The sequence below is a fragment of the Rheinheimera oceanensis genome (genome assembly GCF_018831085.1).
In the GTDB taxonomy this organism is placed as follows: Bacteria; Pseudomonadota; Gammaproteobacteria; order Enterobacterales; family Alteromonadaceae; genus Alishewanella; species Alishewanella oceanensis.
In genome coordinates, this window is sequence record NZ_JAGPNM010000001.1 from 978,339 (window position 1) to 997,362 (window position 19,024).

The following is a 19,024-nucleotide window of genomic DNA, read 5'->3' on the forward strand; positions in this document are numbered from 1 at the left end:
CTAAAATTCCTCTTCAATCAAATCTACGCCGAGCAAATCCGGAACATCCGTATTCAGCAATCCGTTGATTTCTATCAGTTGAGCCTGTGCAAACAAGCCGCTCGTGGCAAACAGAGTTTTTATTGGTATATCGATTTGGTATTGGCTTTTGATCTCTGCATAAAGCCTGGTCAGGTTTAACGAGTTCCCGCCAAGCGCGAAGAAATCGGCGGTAGCGCTGACCTTCTCAAGTCCAAGAATATCTCTCCAAATCTGCGCCAACGAGATTTCTATTTCAGTACTGGGTTCGAGGTAATCGGCATTAAGCATCGCCTCGATGTCTATCTTCGGCAGCGCCGACTTATCGACCTTGCCGTTGGCGGTAAGCGAAAACTTCTCAATAACCATAAAGAATGCCGGAACCATGTAATCAGCCAGCGACTGCTGTAGACTTTGCTTCAAGTGATAAAAGAACTTTCTTTCATCTTCAGCTAGCGACAGCTCGGCAGGTATGACATAAGCCACCAACTGTTTGTTCTGGCTGTCGCCTTGGGTGAGCACAACCGCCTCACTGACAGTATCCAAAGCCCTAAGTTGGTTCTCCACTTCACCCAGCTCGATTCGGTAACCGCGAATTTTGATCTGATCGTCGACCCTGTCGATAAACTCGATATTGCCGTTAGCCATGTATCGCACCAAATCACCGGTTTGATAAATGCGCGGACTGCATTGTTTGGCTGGGTTATCAATGAACTTTTGTTCGGTCAGTAACGGATTGTTCAGGTATCCCCTGGCCAGTCCGGCTCCGCCGATAAACAACTCGCCTGGTATGCCTATAGGCTGTGGCTGACCTTCACTTGAGAGAATATAAAGCTGGTTGTTGCCAAGGGGTCGACCGATATGAGGTAGCCCGCCTTCGATAACCGTCCAAGTGACATCGACACAACATTCTGTCGGACCGTATACATTTAAGGCCTTTCGGTTGTATTGTTGCTGCCACTTCACTAGGCTACCCCAAAGGTTTAGAGAAATGGCTTCGCCGCCGATAATCATGTTCGGCAATACATCTCCCAATTGTTGGCTTAACCAGTTGTCTGCCAATCCTGGCGTACAATCGAGCATGTCGATGGAATGCTCTTGTAAAACCGCGCGTAACTGGTCGGTTTCCAATTTGTGGCGATTGTCGAGTACGACGAGGCCGCCGCCATAAGCCAAGCGAGTCAAACCCTGCAAGGACGCGTCAAAGACAAATGCTGCCACCCAGCCCCACAGTTTTGACTGGTCGGTAATGATATCCAGGTGATAACCAAGATGGGCCAGGCTGTGATGTTCGATACAAACGCCCTTGGGTTTGCCGGTCGAACCAGAGGTGTATATAACATAGGCATAATTTTCAGGGGTAAGACCGGCAACAATAGGATTACTGTCCGAGTAACCGGAAACGACAGATTCGTCGTCGAGTTTGAGCACCTCAGCACTGGCAAACTTAGTCTCTTTAACCACGTCGGAATGACTCAACACCAATTGAACACCGCTATCGACAATGATGTAGTCAATCCTGTCTTGTGGATTTTTCGGTTCGATAGGCAAGTAAGCACCACCGGCTTTCCAAATCGCCACTATGGCCGTCAACATTTCAACTGAGCGCTCTACACACAAACCGACTATGCTATCGGGTTTGACACCCAGCGCTATCAGGTGATGGGCTAGTTTGTTGGCCTTTTCGTTCAATTGTTGGTAGCTCAAACGCTGCTCACGAAATGCAACCGCCAATTGTTCAGGCTGCTGCGCGGCATAACGTTCAAAGCCCAGGTGAATACACTCGCTCGAACTGGTTTCATCATTTTGGCTTTTCCACTGAGCCAATAGCGTAATATCGTCCTCTGCAATGAATTCCAACTGGAAAATCGGCGTTTCAGGCGCCTTAACGATACTGCGCAACAGCACCTCGAATATTTTGCCCATTCGCACTATGGTGCCATGTTCGAATAAACTTGTGGCGTAATTCCAATTGAGCCATGCACCATCTTCGACTTCGGCAACAGTCAGTTGCAAATCGAATTTAGCGGTATCGTTGACGCCGTCGAGTCTTTCTATGGTCAACCCCGGAAGTTCCAGCGTGGTTAGCTCGTTGTTCTGCAAGGTAAACAAGATCTGGAACAGCGGGCTATGACTCAGACTGCGCTGAGGCTGTAAACTGTCCACCAACATTTCAAACGGAACCCCCTGATGATTGAAGGCATCCAGTGCTTTTTGTTTGGCCTGCTCGATAAACTCGTTAAAGCTCAGAGAACCATCGAGTTGGTGCCTGAACACCAAGGTGTTGACAAAAAATCCAATTAACGGTTCGAGTTGGTTTTGGGTTCTGCCTGCTATCGGGCAGCCGATTACGATATCGTTTTCGTGACTCCAACGCGCCAACAGCAGTGCAAAGGCACTTTCCAACAAAATAAACAGTGTCGTTCCACGGGCCAGCGCCATTTGGTTGAGCTGTGCCATCAACTCACCATCAAATTGATGGGAGTATACTGCACCGTCGTATTGCTGCTCAGCCGGGCGGGCTTTGTCTAATGGCAGACTGTGTACTGCTGGAATGCCCTGCAGCTCCTTAGTCCAGAACTCGAGACCGGCAGCCATGTCCCCATCGTCTTTACCACCGGTCTGCCAATAGGCAAAGTCGGCGTACTGGATCTGCAAGGGTTGTAGTGGGCTGTCAACGCCCCGGTAGAATGCGTCGTAAAGGGCCACGAATTCTTGAGTAAAAATCCCCATAGACCAACCGTCCGATGCGATATGATGCATGGTAAAGAGCAGAATGTACTCTTCGTTGTCCAATTTGAGCAGGCTGGCACGTAGCATCAGGTCCTGGCTCAGGATAAACGGCTTGGCTGCTTCTGCTATGATTGCCTTTTGCACCTCAGTTTCTTGCTGCGAGGTAACCAAAGCCGACAGGTCCACGTCCATCAAAGGCACGTTTGATGAAGCGTTGATCTGCTGAGCCGGCATTTGATCAACCTCAACATAAGTAGTACGTAACACTTCATGCCGTTCAACCACGCCATTTAGCGCATGCTGCAACGCAGTTTTGTCCAGGGCACCACGTAAGCGCATGACCACCGGCATATTGTATTGAACTGAGCCACCATCGACCTTATCAAGGAACCATAAGCGGGTTTGGGCATACGACAAAGGTAAAGGCTTGTCCCGGGATACCGGTTCAATCGCTGAAAATACACTTACTTGCTGAGTATCGATGAAAGCCGCCAGAGCTTCTACAGTGGTGTGTTCAAACAATGCCCTGACCGAAATTTTAACACTAAGGCGGGCTTCGACGGCTGTAGACAGTCGCATCGCCAACAAGGAATGGCCGCCGATTGTGAAGAAGTTATCGTGGATCCCCACCTGTTTGACTTTTAGCAATTCCTGCCAAATTTCACAAAGGGCGCGCTGGGTATCATTTTTCGGTCCCACGTAGCGAGCTTCCAACTGGCCGCTGATGTCGACTAACGGTAAGGCCCGTTTATCGATTTTACCGTTGACGGTCAGTTTGAAGGCGCCCAAAACCATTATCGCGCTGGGCACCATGTACTCTGCCAGCGTCTGTTTCAGAGACTGGCGCAAGGTATAGACAAAGTCGGCTTCATTGAAATCCGCCTGAGTTGAGCGCTCGGCAACCACATAGGCCACCAGACGTTTATCAGTATCTTTGCCCTGGGTAACCACGACACATTCTTTAACCCCAGGCTGGCGAACCAGCTGGGCATTGATCTCGCCCAACTCGATACGGAAGCCGCGGATCTTAACTTGGTCGTCCACCCGGCCGAGATACTCTAGCTCGCCGTTGGCCATCTGGCGCACCAAATCGCCGCTTCGGTACAACCTTTTATGACCGTTATGGCCAAACGGATTTTCAATAAAACGTTTGGCAGTCAATTCTTCCCGGTTGAGATAGCCTCGGGCCAGACCGTCCCCACCGACATACAACTCACCAGGTACGCCGATGGGCAGCAAATGATCATAGCCACAGACATAAACCGACAAGTCAGCCAGCGGCAAACCGATATTACTCAGCGCAGCTAGCGCATCGTCTTCGGTGATACGACGGAATGTGACATGCACCGTGGTCTCGGTGATACCATACATATTAATCAGTTCTGGCTTGTCATAACCGTATCTCTCGACCCAAGGAAGCAGCCTTTGGTGTTCCAAAGCTTCCCCGCCGAAAATGACGTAACGCAGCTTGGTTTCACCTTCGCTGGCATCGATCAGGTTATAAAACGCCGAAGGGGTGGTATTGAATACCGTGACATTTTCCTGTTTTAATAATTGCGCCAGCGCTTCAAAATTACGCGAAACGTCCCGCGAAACCACCACCAGTTTTCCGCCATATAGCAACGCCCCCCAAATCTCCCATACCGAAAAATCGAAGGCATAGGAATGGAACAAGCTCCATACATCATTAGCGTTAAACGCAAAATGTTGTTGGGACGATGCAAACAGCCGAGTGACATTACGGTGTTCAATCATTACCCCTTTAGGATTACCGGTAGAGCCAGAGGTATAAATAACGTAGGCCATGTTCGCAGCATTGATACCCAATGCATTGACATCCAGATTGTCTTTGGAATAGTTGCCGAAACTGGTAGGGTCGTCCAATGGAAAAAACTGCTGGTCGGTTAACGGCAAACCATCTCTAATGGACTGTTGGCCCAAAACGATACCAACACCGCTGTCGCCAAGAATATACTCCAATCTGGCCGTCGGATGATTCGGATCCAGCGGCAAGTAGGCTCCGCCTGATTTTAAAATCGCCAGAATGCCGACTAACATGTCGACAGAGCGTTCAACACACAAGCCCACCAGACTGTCGGGTTTAACACCATGCTCAACCAGCCAACGGGCCACTTGGTTGGCCCGTTCGTTTAGTTGCTGGTAGCTTAGAGCTACTTTCTCACAGCACACTGCAACTTGATCAGGATAGGCCTTCACCTGTTGCTCGAAGAGTTGATGCAGACACAACTGCTCTTTAAATTCACTGCAACGTTGCGCCCATTGCGCCAACTGTTGCTTGTCGGCTGCACTAGTGAAATCCAATTGGTAAATCAGTTTCGTCGGATCGGCAACTATTGCCCGCAACAATACCTCAAAACTATCGCTCATCCGTTCGATGGTTGTCGCGTCGAAAAGGCTGCTGGCAAAGTTCCAGTCCAGCTGCAACCCTTGGTCGCTTGCGCGCACCGCCAATTCCAAATCGAACTTGATAGTATTCTCGCCGCCGGGCAGCCCTTCGACGATCAAGTTCGGTAAATCCAATGATGATTGCTCGTTGTTTTGCAAGGTAAACAAGATCTGGAATACCGGGCTGTAACTCAGACTACGCTCCGGTTGCAATTTATCCACCAGCATTTCAAACGGAATATCCTGGCAGGTAAAGGCCTTAAGGGTTTTCTCTTTGGTCCTAGACAAGTGTTCACAAAACCGTTGCCCGTCATCAAACTGGTGCCTGAAAACCAGTGTGTTGACAAAAAAACCAATCAGTGGCTCAAGCTGACCTTGTGTGCGCCCAGCGATTGGGCTGCCGATTACGATATCTTTTTCGTGACTCCAACGGGCGATCAATAGAGCAAATGCGCTTTCAAGCAACATAAACAGTGTGACGTCCTGCACCTGAGCCAGATGACTGAGCTGTTTGCACAAATCGGCATCAAAGTGACGGGTTATAATGCAACCTTTGAACTGCTGTTGTGCAGGTCGCACCTTATCTAGCGGCAAACTGTGTATCGACGGAATACCGTCGAGGGCCCGATGCCAGTATTCCAAATGTTTGGCAATCTCCTGATCATCGACCTGAGCTCGTTGCCACTGGGCAAAATCAGCGTATTGGATATCCAGCGGCGGCATCGGGTTAACATGCCCCTGGCTAAATGCGCCATAGAAGGTAACGAATTCTCGGGTCATCACCCCCATGGACCAACCGTCCGAAGCGATATGATGCATGGTGAACAACAATACGTGATCTTCATCCGCCAGCTTCAGCAAGCGTACCCGTAACATCAAGTCATTGGCCAGGTCAAAGGGTAAACCTGCTTCACGCTGCAACTGATATTCGACTTGCACTAATTGTTCTGTCTCATTCAATTGTGACAGGTCGACTTCGGTTATTGTCATCTTAGAAGGTGGATGGATGATTTGTATGGCGACATCGTCTTGCTCGCCATAGCTGGTGCGTAGAACCTCATGACGCTCTACCACTGCATCTAATGTCTGCTGCAATGCAGCCAGATTCAAAGACCCGCGCAAACGCAATGCGCCGGGCATATTGTACTGCCTGCTGCCCCCTTCTAGTCGATCGATAAACCACAAACGTTGCTGAGCAAATGACAACTGCAGAGGCTGGTCCCGTGAAAAAACCGGTATGGCGACATATTCAATGCTGGTTTGTGCTACCAGCCAGGCAGACAATTCAGCAATGGTGTTGTTTTCAAACAATGCACGGATGGCATCTTCGACACCAAACTCTTTGGTAATGGCACTGGCAAGGCGCATTGCCTTGAGAGAGTTACCGCCCAAATCAAAGAAGTTGTCTGTGATCCCAATATTGGATTGTTCCAATACGGTTTGCCACAATCTGGTCATCTTCCTATGGACATCAGTGGCTGGCGCAATATACACCTTCGGCAGTTTTTTCAGGCTAACTTCGCCATTATCGAGCAGTTCGAGCTGCTCTACACTAACCAGAACCTCAGGTACATAGTGTTGATTAAACTGCTTGCTCAAGCGCGCAGTCAGTTCGCTGTCCAGCGGCATTTGGCCCGCTTTCGCGCCTTTCCGCTGGAGAAATGCCACCAAGCGTTTTTCATTACCGCCACCGACCGCAGTCGCATAAACTCTATCTACACCAGCTTCACGACTCAAGTAGTCTTGCAAAGCTGTGAGATTAATTTCTTCACCACCAACAGTGTCGGTTCTTTCACCGGCAGTTGCGTCTATGAATTGGGACGATTGTGTTTTATAAGTCAACTGCCCCACGATAGCGTCAACCGAATTGACTGCGAAAAACTCACCAATATTGGCATTAAAATCTGCCGTCAACGCTTCGAGTAATGCACTATAAATCGTAGCCATTTGTTCGACCAGTTCGGCATCGAACAGGCTGTCGGCATATTTCCAATTGAAACTCAAACCGCTTGACGATTGATTGACGGTCAATTCCAAGTCAAATTTGATAGTCGCTTCGGTTCCGAGAAAATCCAAAGCCAATCCAGGTAATTCCAACCGTTCCTGTCCGACATTCTGAAAGTTAAAAACCACTTGGAATATCGGTGAATGCGCCAGGCTTCGTTGTGGGCTTAGCAAACCCACCAAGGTATCGAAAGGCACGTTTTGGTGATTAAAAGCGTTGTAAATCATCTCCTTACTTTGCACCAAATAGCTGGTAAACGATTGGTTGTATTCCACTTCGCTGCGCAGTGCCAGCATATTGACAAACAACCCGATCAACGGTTCAACATCCACCGAAGTTCTGCCCGCAACGGGTGTTCCTACCACTACATCACGACTTTGACTTACACTGCCGATGAGCAATGAGAACATGCTTTGCAATACCACGAACAGCGTGGTCTTATGGACTTTGGCGACTTCACCTAGCCTGTCGCTTAGCTCTTTGCCGATGGCAATATCCACTGCTCTACCGGTAAAGATTTGCTGCGCTGGACGCCGCTTTTGGGTCGGCAACACTGGCGCTGAGGATACCCCAGACAGTTGTTTCATCCAGTATTCGATTTGATTGTTCAACTGGGCTTCGGCTATGTACTCCCGTTGCCAACATGCATAATCAGCATATTGTATTTTCAAATCCGGCAGTGAAGATTGCAGCCTATTGGTAAAGGCCATGTAATTGGCTGCAAACTCATTGACAAGCAACCCCATAGACCATCCGTCGGAGGCAATATGATGAATGGTAAACAAGAGAACATTTTCGTTGTCTGACAATTTGATCAATGCAGACCTGAGCATCAAATCATTGGATAGGTCAAACGGCCTAGACGCCTCGGCTATGCGCAGAGCTTCAACTTGTTTGTCTTGCTCGGTGCCATATAGGTCACTCAAGTCAAAACGTTCTAGGGTTACCGGTTTGGGAGCATGAATCTGCTGCCAGCTGTCGCCATCGACTTTGTAATAGGTACTGCGCAACACTTCATGTCTTGCCACAATAACACTGAGGCTATGACAAACCGCATCGACGTCCAATTTACCGGTCAGCTTAATCGCCACCGGCATATTATATTTGGCACCACCAACGTTGATAAGTTCGGCAAACCAGATCTGTTGCTGGGCATAAGACAATGGCAATAAGCGGTCACGATCGACCGGTCTGATGGCATCGACTTTCACCGCTATAATACTTTGATTGCAAGCCTGATTTTCAAGCTGCTGCTGACGTAAGTACTCGATAATTTTAGATTTGTGTCCAGTGACTTTGGCTTTCAACTCGGCGCTGAAGTTTCCTTGCTCGGCAACAAATGCCAATTGACCATCTTTGAGATACAACACCACCTCGCTACGCAAGGCTTCTTTAACCAATTGCTCAGCCAAATACATTACAACACCCCTTCTTCAATGTTCTTTCCCGCAGCAGAAAGTTGACTCTTCATCTCGCTTGCTTTATTCAATTCAAGGCCTGCTGTTAATTTCTGCGATATCTTTTCAATAGTCGGATTTTCGAAAAAATCTTTGATTCCAAATACAGATTCATCCAAGCCAAACCGTTGACGAATTACACTCAGTATTCGAGTGGCAACGACCGAATCGCCGCCAAGCTCAAAAAAGTCATCTTTGATACCTATATCTCTGATCCCCAGCAGCTCCTGCCACACATTCATTAATTTGAATTCAATCTCGCTGGACGGCTCAACATACTGTATGTCCAGTTCAGGCCGCGAATAAACCCTCATATTGCCGCGGTCATCCTGCGCTTTAAGCCAACGCTGCAGGCGCTGATCGAGCACCCCGGTTGAGTTGACCAATTGCGGCACTATGCCAGTAGCCAATGCACGTTTGAATGCTTTAATCCCTTCGTCAGGTAGCATGCTCAATTGGTCGCCAAACATTGCTGCCTGACCCGGCGCAGTATAGTTCCAGCCATCCCAGTTGACACTCAACCATCTTAAATCACCATCGTTGTGTTTTTGCCTGGCAAAGGCGTCCATGAAGACATTCGCAGAAGCATATGCCGCAAAACCGAGGCCACCGAGCACCGATGACAATGAAGACATCAGCAAGCAAAAATCAATCTTTCGACCTTCAAGCAATTGTTCGAGCACCAACAAACCTTTAACCTTGGATTGATATTGCAGGGCAAAATCTTCGGTGGTCGTTTCCGCAATAGCCTTGATAGACCCATGCAGCAAACCGGCGGCATGGATCACACCATCAATGCGACCCCAACGGGTTTCTACCCTGTCGAATACAGCCGACATCTGGCCAAAGTCCGCAACATCACCTGCACAGACCATCACTTCGGCACCACTAGCCTGCAATACCTTGAGCTTGTTAATTTTGGTACTGGTCGGGTCGCCGTCGGGGTGATTGGCAAGCCATTGCTCCCAATTTTCAACGGCAGGAAATTCGCTGCGTCCGACAAAAGCAATTCTCACCGCATCCTGCTCAGCAATGGCACCACCTAGCAGCAGGCCAATATTCCCCAGGCCACCGGTGATGAGGTAAATCCCTTGCGGTTTAATCGACCGGGCCTGGATTTGGCTATTGTCGGTCAAATGAGGCACGTAATTTCCAACCCAACGCTGTCGGCTCCTGAACGCCACATCTGCCGAGCGCGCAGACAAACACAGTTCAGACAGCAGCGATAACACAAAAGGTTTGAGCGCGGCACTATCAATTGACGACAGTGAAGACAGTCCCAAATCAACCACATTACATTTAATTTGCGGATACTCTTGCGGCACTACTTTACACAGGCCGATCACAGTTGCGCCATCGCGGTTTATCTTTTCCTCGCCCGTGACCCGGTAAATGTCTTGAGTGACAACATCTACCTGCAGGCTATGATCAATTTGCGTCGGTGCAAACTGTTTGATTGCCGCAAGCAGCGAGTAGACACCATAGCGCTGACAGGCTTCAAAGACTTCTGCCTTGTCGCTTCCGTTGCATCCGAGCTGGTCAACACTCCAGCAATGGACAATCCGATCGACCCGCAATCCAGCATCGTCCAAACTTTGTTTAAGTAGTTGATAATCATTCCCGGCAATGAGATTAACCACGTAATTGTTGCCGTCAAGCCGGGCAAATTGTTCACCCACATTAACCATAACCACATTCTGGCTCTGTCTAGCCAGGGACTGGCCTAGCTCAGCACCAAGACCATAGCTATCGGCAAATATCAGCCAGCATTGCTTTTCACTCGCCAAGTCAATCGGTTCGATGGCCATATTCGACTCGAGTCTGAAAGTCGGCGCGCAAAACCAATCATTGATGTTCGACTGCTTGTAACCGCTGACGGCAGGGGCCTGCTTGCTGTCTACTGCTTCTATCCAATATTTCTGTCGCTCATACGGATAGGTCGGCAAAGGCACTCGGCTCACTTTACTGTCTTGATAATAGCCCTGCCAGTCAATGTCGCAACCATGCAACCACAGTTGCCCCAACATTTGACTGACAAAAGCCAAGTCGGAGACCGCTTTGTTTGGATGGCGAATGCACGAAAGCAGCATCTGACCTGCAGCATGTGGGCTCTTTCTTGCCAACGAAGTCAGACTAATCCCCGGTCCGACTTCAATCAAGATCTTATCTACGTTCAACAGTTGTTGCTCACGCAGCAGAGTATTTATGCCTGCTGCAAAATTAACCGTCCCCCGTAGATGCTGCACCCAATACTCGACGCTGCTCGACTCTTGCTCAGTGATAAATTTACCACTGACGTTTGAAATGTATGCAAACTGAGGTGCATTGAAGCTAACCTGCTCAAGACACCGACGGAAATCATCGACAATGACATCCATCATACTGGAGTGGAACGCATGGGAAGTATGCAACGCGCTCACCGCCACCCCTTTTTTTTCCAGCGCTTTAGTCAAGGTATCTATGGCAGAGGATGGTCCGGAAGCCACACAGTTTTGCGGACCGTTCACAGCGGCCATGGAACAACCTGTCTGTTGCAGCAGTCCCTGCAGTTCACTCGCTGCCATAGGCACGGAAATCATGTCGCCAGGGTCGACTCTTTGCATCAACCTTGCCCGCTCGCTGACCAGTTTCAGTGCATCTTCCAGGTTAAATACGCCTGCAAGGCATGCCGCAACATACTCGCCGATACTGTGCCCAATCATTGCCGAGGGGATGATCCCCCATGACTGTAATAAAGTGGCCATGGCATATTCGACGCAGAACAATGCGGGCTGGGCTATTGAGGTTTGATTTAGCATGGTTTTGGCATTTTCATCCACAACCGGTGGATAGATAAAGTCTCGAATATCGACTTCGGCATACTTGCTCAGTATATTTGCACATTCATCCAATTGCTGACGAAACACGGGCTCTTGCTCGTACAATTCCTTGGCCATATTAACGTACTGCGAACCCTGCCCGGTAAACAGCAATATCACCGACTTGTTGACCCGCCCTTTGCTTGAGAAGCTGTGGCGGCTTACACCGTCGCCACTTTGCAACTGCTCGATTGCATGCTCTATGGATTTCGCTACCAACATACAACGATGTTCATGGGCCGTACGACCGACTTTGAGCGTAAAGCCGACATCACTCAATGACTGCTCAGGATGATTTTTCAGGTGCTGCACCAACTGCTCGCTTGCAGTAGCCAACGCTGTTTCGGTCTTGGCCGACAACACAATCAATTCTTCACTGCGACGTGGTTCCGTAACGACAAAGTCAGGAGCCTTCTCCAAGATTGCGTGGGCATTGGTACCTCCGATGCCGAAAGAGCTGACGCCAGCACGCCTTGGTCCTCCAGAAGTCGTCCACTCTCGCAATTCCGTGTTGACATAAAACGGCGTGTTGGCGAAGTCAATGCTAGGATTGGCCTCGGAGTAATTGATACTCGGTGGGATCATACCCGCTTTGAGCGCTTGCACCGCTTTAATCACGCTGACTACCCCCGCCGCAGCATCAAGATGGCCAATATTCGGCTTAAGCGTTCCAAGGGCGCAGAATCCGCGCTTAACACCGGCAAAGGCTTTGGTCAATGCTTTGATTTCGATGGGATCGCCAAGTTTAGTACCGGTACCATGGGTCTCGACGTATTGGATGGATTCAGGTTTGACTCCGGCAATCGCCTGGCACCGAATAATGACATCAGACTGACCCGAAACACTCGGTGCAGTAAAGCCAACTTTGTCTGAGCCATCATTGTTCACTGCTGTGCCTTTGATAACAGCATGAATAGTATCGCCGTCCGCAATTGCATCATCAAGCCGTTTCAAAACGATAATACCAGCACCATCGCCACTTCGGGTACCTTGAGCATCTTTGTCAAATGCACGGCAATGGCCATCTGGCGAAACGATCCCGCCTTCGTTATACATGTATCCGGCTGGGAAAAACTGTCCTACCCGTGCACCACCGGCAATGGCCATTTTAGATTCACGTAACAACAAGCTGTTGCACGCCTGATGGATCGCTACCAAAGAAGTTGAACAGGCAGTGACCACATTGATACTCGGTCCGTTCAAATTCAATTTATAAGCCAACCTTGTGGCCATATAACCTGAGCTGTTGGCATGTAATAAGCCAAACCCATGGGTTTGTTCAAGCTCAGTCCGCCCCATCAAGTGGCCAAAGAAATAGTTGCTTTCGGCAACCCCCACAAATACGCCGACATCGCGCTTACGTTTTTTGCAACCATACCCGGCATTCTCCAGCGCATTATTCGAGCATTCAAACAATAGCCGCTGTTGCGGATCCATCACCTCTGCCTCTCGCGGGGTAAAACCGAAATAGTTGGTATCGAAAGTGTTGATGTCTGAAAGCAATACCCCAGATTTGACATAGTTTGGGTGGTTGAGCATGTCGCGTCCCACACCAGCCTCGAGTAACTGCTCATCGCTAAACTCTTGCAACGACTCAACACCGTTGCTGATATTGTCCCAAAATTGCTCAACAGTGTCGGCGTCCGGCACCCGAAGCGACATTCCAATGATGGCCACATCTTGTTTGGGAACGTCCGCTACCGCTTCGTTCATAGCATGAACATTACTCAGTGTTTTATCGACGCTGTAGCTGAGATAACGAGACAATTCGTTAATGGTGGGATATTCGAACAGGTCAGTTATGTCAATTTCATAATCGGTGTTAATGGCAATCTGTTTTTGAATCTGAATGCTGAGGATCGAATTACCACCGATGTCGAAAAAGTTGTCATAAATGCTGACTTGTTCCAGCCCAAGCACTTGCTGCCAGATTTTACACAATTGGTGTTCGATGCGGCTGTTCGGCGCACTACCGGAAGTCTTGCCCGTGTTAGCCTTTTCAATCGGAGGCAATGCTTTGCTGTCTACCTTGCCGTTGATCGTCAGGGGCATTGAGTTAATAGAGACGAAGAATGCCGGTACCATGTACTCCGGCAGGCTTTCGCGCAGCAGTACCTTGACCTTGCTAATCCAATCGTTTTTGTTTTGTGCAGATGCCAAAGTGGAATCAACACCGATTTCGGGCGACAAAACCACATAGGCAACGAGCTGTTGCACGGTGCTTATCTGCCTGGACATGACAAAGGCATCTGCTATCAATGAAAGCTTGACCAATGCAGCTCGTACCTCACCCAATTCAATGCGATGCCCACGGATCTTGACCTGGTCGTCCATCCGGTTCAAAAACTCGTAGCTGCCGTCGGCTAGGCAGCGCACGGAATCTCCGGTCCTGTACAAGCGCACTTGCGGCCACTGACGGGCAAACTTTTCACTAAATCGCTCGGCAGTCAGATCAGGGCGATTCAAATAGTTATTAGCTAAACCGGCACCACCAATGTACAGCTCCCCCGCAACGCCAATAGGTGCCACAGCGCCATGCTCGTCGAGCACGTACATGGAAACATTGTTCAAAGCATGGCCAATAGTAATTCGTTGATTGGGTAAAATCTGGCCGGCACTGGTACATACCGTGCCTTCCGACGGCCCATATGCGTTGAATAGTCGGTACTTTTCAGCCCATTTCCAAGCGATTTGTTTTTCGCAGGCTTCACCGGCAATGATCAGGCTTTCAAAATGATACTGGTCCGTTAAATCCAGTTGTGCCAACAGCGCCGGAGGCAATGTCAGGTGGGTGATCTTATTGGCAATAAGATACTGCGTTAATTTACCTGGGTCAGTGCGGCATTCCCCCGGACACATAAACAAACAGGCGCCGCTCAGCAGGGCCATCAACCACTCAGAGATCGAAGCATCGAAGCTAAACGACGCAAACTGCAACGCCCGGCTGCTGTTTGATATTTCGAATATACGGATTTGGTTTAGTGCTAAGTTTACTGCACCTGTGTGCCGAAGCGATACGCCTTTAGGTTTTCCGGTCGAACCGGAGGTGTAGATTACATAGGCCTGAGAGTTTCCGGTAACATTGATATTGCTGAGATTGTCTGCACTATAACTTTGATAACTCTCAGCACGGTCTATCAGGATAGTATGGTCCTTAGCAACCGGTAAGTGTTCCAACAGATGAGATTGGGTCAATACCAATTCCACTCCACTGTCTTGTATCATGTATGCCACGCGTTGACGCGGATACTCTGGATCCAGCGGTACGTACGAGGCTCCTGCCTTGAGTATCGCAAGCATCGCAATCAACGATTCCGCTGAGCGATCAACACTCAACCCCACCAATACGCCGTATTTAAGGCCTTTTTGCTGCAGGTAGCGGGCCAGCTGATTGGCTTTTTGGTTCACCAGGCTATAGCTATACACTGAACCTTGATACTCCAGCGCTGCTGCATCTGGAGTTTTTGCAACCTGTTGCTCAAATATTTGATGGATACAGGTGGTGTCGGGATAATCCTCCGCATTGTCATTGAATGTCTTGATCTGGTCGATATCGGCCTTGGTGATCAGTGGTAAATGATAGATATCAGTCTGCGGTTCACGAACCAATGCAGCCAGCAGACATTCAAAGCTCGCAGCCAAACGTTTTATAGTGTCCAACTCAAACAGGCTGGTAGCAAAACTCCAGTTAAGCGCCAACCCATCGGGTTGTTCGGTTACCATCAGCTCCATATCAAACTTAATCATGGTTTGACGAGTAGGCAGCGGCTGAATAGACAACTCAGGCAGTGTCAACTCACCTTGTTCGTTGTTTTGCAGCCCAAACATCAATTGGAAAATCGGTGAATGACTCAAGCTACGTTTGGGCTGAAGTTTCTCTACCAGCATTTCGAACGGAATGTCCTGATTCGAGAATGCTTCGAGAATTGTTGTTTTGTTTTGCTCAAGTACTTGGGCAAAACTCATACCTTTAACAAAACGCGTCCGTAGCGGCAGGCTGTTGACAAAAAAACCAATCAACGGCTCAATATCCTTGTGGATACGGCCAGCCACCGGAGTACCGATTACGACATCCGCGGCATTACTCCAACGTGCAACCAACAAGGCAAAAGCACTTTCGAGCAGCATAAACAAAGTGATATCAAGGCTTAAGCTAAGGCTTTTTAACTGCGCCAACAAACTGTTGTCGATATGTTGATAATAGCTGCCGCCAACCAGAGATTGGCGCTTAGGCCGCATCTTATCCAACGGCAGCGTGTGCAGCTGAGGCATCGCTTCGAGGGTCTTCGACCAGTATTTCAACTGAGCATCGAGCTTTTCTTCCGTAAAGGTGTTCCTTTGCCAATAGGCAAAGTCACCATATTGAATAGGCAACGGTTGCAGCTCGTGCTGGCGGCCGTTACGGAAGGAGTCATAAAGGCTGCCAAACTCCTGCACTAGGATAGCTACAGACCAGCCGTCAGAAGCTATGTGATGCATGTTACACAACAACACGTGCTCGGTATCCGCCAGTTTTAACAATCGCACCCTAAGCATCAAGTCTTTTGACAGGTCAAAAGGCCGCCCCGCTTCTTCAGTTGCGATGCGTTCAACTTCTGCCGATTGTAGTGACATAGGCATTGCGCTTAAGTCGACGACATCCAGCGGAATAGCTTCAGCAGGGTTTACGATTTGCACACCTTGACCTTCAGACTCTTCGTAAGTAGTGCGCAATACTTCGTGCCGTACTACCAATATGGAAAACGCTCGGTGTAGCGCTTGAAAATCGAGATTGCCGTTTAGCTGCATCGCTGCGGGCATATTGTATTGATTACTGCCGGGTGTAATTTGATCGATAAACCACAACCTCTGTTGAGCAAAAGATAATGGTAAAGGGAGCTCTTTGGCTACGGGTTCGATGGTGACATGGGCAGATTTGTTCTGGGAGTCGATGTATGCCGCAAGCTTGGAAATAGTGCCCTTTTCAAACAAGACCCGCAGGGTATTGTTAACATTGAATTGTTTGGAAACCGCGGCGACGATGCGCATGGCTCTGAGCGAATTACCACCTAGATCGAAAAAATTGTCATGGATGGAAATCGACGCTTTACCAAGGATATCCTGCCATAATGTGGTCAAAGACATCTCTGTCGGCGTTCGGGCAGCGACAAAATTTTGTTCAGTTTCATTCCCTGGTTTGGGCAAAGCTTCAATATCAACAGTGCCATCTGGCTTTCGCGTTATTTTTTCCACTACATGATAGGCATTAGGCTGAAGGTAGTCAGGCACCATACCTGCCACCAAAGTAATGACTTTTTCTACCAATTCCGACTGGTCGGCATCGGCCGCTGACGGGACTATGTACGCTGCGATTGATATGCCATTGTCATTTTCCAACGCAACAACTGCGGCATCAGCTAGACAATCAAGGGATTGTAATTGTTTACGCACATGATAGATCGGTAACGGTAATCCGTTCACGTTGACTTTTTCATCTACAGTGCAGATAAACTCCAACTCACCTACCGGGTTGTAACGTACCCAATGTTGTGTCTTTACTAGGCTCTCGTTGGGCTGGTGCAATAAACTGTCGCCCGCCGATTCTTGCGCCTTGTAGTCAAGGTGTGTTAAGTCTAGTTTGGACGTATCATTAATCCCCAGATAAAGATACCCCGGAATGCCTACCGGCACGGGATTGCGTTGGTTATCTAACACGTAACTCCGTATTCCCGCCACGACTGCGCCATCAGTACGCTGTTTGGAGCAAATATCAATAATTTGACTGACATTACCGCAATTGCCCGCCCATTCCGCCTGTTTTGAAAGGTCCTCATCACTAATCACAGGCAGTTGGTAAATTGAAGCATTCGGCGCGTCAACAATGCCGTACAACAACAGCTCATAACCTTTGCACAACGCGTCCATAGTCTGCTCGTCGAAAATGCAGTCAGAACTGTTCCAATTTAGCAACAGCCCCTGTTCTACTTCAAACGCCGCAAGTTCAAGGTCGAATTTGATCATGCTCTTACCAGTATTGACATGTTCAATCACCAAATCAGGTATACTCAAATCCAAGGGTTGATTGTTCTGCAATACGAAGGCTATCTGCAAGACTGGCGAGTAACTCGAACTACGGGGCAATTCCAGCTTTTCTACTAACAGATCAAAAGGCATTTCTTGATGGGAAAAGGCTTGCAGAATATTCTCGCGGTTATGTGAGATCAAATCCTTAAAGGACATGTTATCTTTTAGCTGAGTTCTTAGCACCAGAGTATTGACGAAAAATCCGATCAGCGGTTCTATTTCCTTATAGTTACGGCCTGAGATCGGGCTTCCGATGATGATATCCTGTTGTTGGCTGAAACGCGCCAACAGCAGAGCTAGGGTAGTCTCCAGCAGCATGAACAAGGTTATATCCAATTCACGGGACAACTGCTTGAGTTTATTCAGCAGGTTGTTGTCAAAAGATTGCACCAGGGTTCTTCCTGTGAATATCTGCTGCTTTGGACGCATCTGTGAGCTAGGCAGATCATGAAGCAAAGGCTGACCTGATAATTGCCCCAGCCAGTAGTCACATTGCTGCTTCAATTCCTGCTCATTTAAATATTGCTGTTGCCATGCGGCATAATCGGCATACTGTATCGGCAGCGGTGTCAATGCATGTTGCTGACCGCCTTTGTGGGCCAAGTAGAGTTGCATCAGTTCTGCTTCGAATACCCCCAAAGACCAACCGTCAGAAGCAATATGGTGCATTACTAGTATTAGGATACTTTCCTCGGCAGACAACTTGATAAGGGTCAGCCGAATCATTAGATCTTTGCTCAGGTCAAATGGCTTGGATGACTCTGAAGCTATCAGGCTTTTGATCACACAATCGTGTTTAGTGTAGCCGTAGCCGATGTAATCGATGACAGGAATCGACAAAGGTTTGGCAGGCTCTACCACCTGTACAGCCTCACCATCGACTTCGCGGTACACGCTACGAAGAATTTCATGACGCTCTATAATAACGTCCAATGCATACTGCAAAGAGGCCATTTGCAGTGAGCCAGTAAACATTAAAGCAACTGGCACATTATACTGCGTCTCACTAATTTTCAGCTGTTCGATAAACCACAAACGTTGTTGTGAAAATGATAGCGGAAGCTGGTTGCTGGTTCGTAGCTTTGCAATAATCTGTTTTTTTGACGCCAGATTTTTCTCTTGCTGCACTTTTAACCAAGCCACGAGCTCAGCTTTTCTTTCTTTTATCGCTGCCAGCACATCTTGCGGTATCGATTTTGCTTTGGTAGTAACACGCAGATTATTACCGTCTACCGTAAAGGCCACTTTTTGTTCGAGACACCACTTGATAAAGTCATTTATATTCATTTTTGTCCAACTTTGGTCTGTTGTATTTCACGCTGTTCACTGCTCTACCATTGCTTCAGAACGTCGCGGCCGATAACCACGATCGTACTCAACAAACGTTTAACATTGCCAATCCACGGTAGGACAATTTCCAGGTCACAATTAAAGCCAATGGTGCCGGGCCTTCTAGACACTGGCACCTCTATTGAAGGAAGCAA

General features: G+C 48.6%; 2 protein-coding genes. Both read right to left on the bottom strand.

What is annotated here, in order from left to right:
• Window positions 1-8,580, bottom strand: coding sequence for a non-ribosomal peptide synthetase (locus J3B89_RS04430; RefSeq protein ID WP_215396274.1), 8,580 nt, complete (start codon window positions 8,578-8,580; stop codon window positions 1-3).
• Window positions 8,580-18,827, bottom strand: a complete 10,248-nt coding sequence (locus J3B89_RS04435) for a non-ribosomal peptide synthetase/type I polyketide synthase (protein WP_215396275.1) — start codon at window positions 18,825-18,827, stop codon at window positions 8,580-8,582. Before J3B89_RS04435 ends, J3B89_RS04430 begins: the two co-directional genes overlap by 1 nt.
• Window positions 18,828-19,024: the final 197 nt, after the last annotated feature.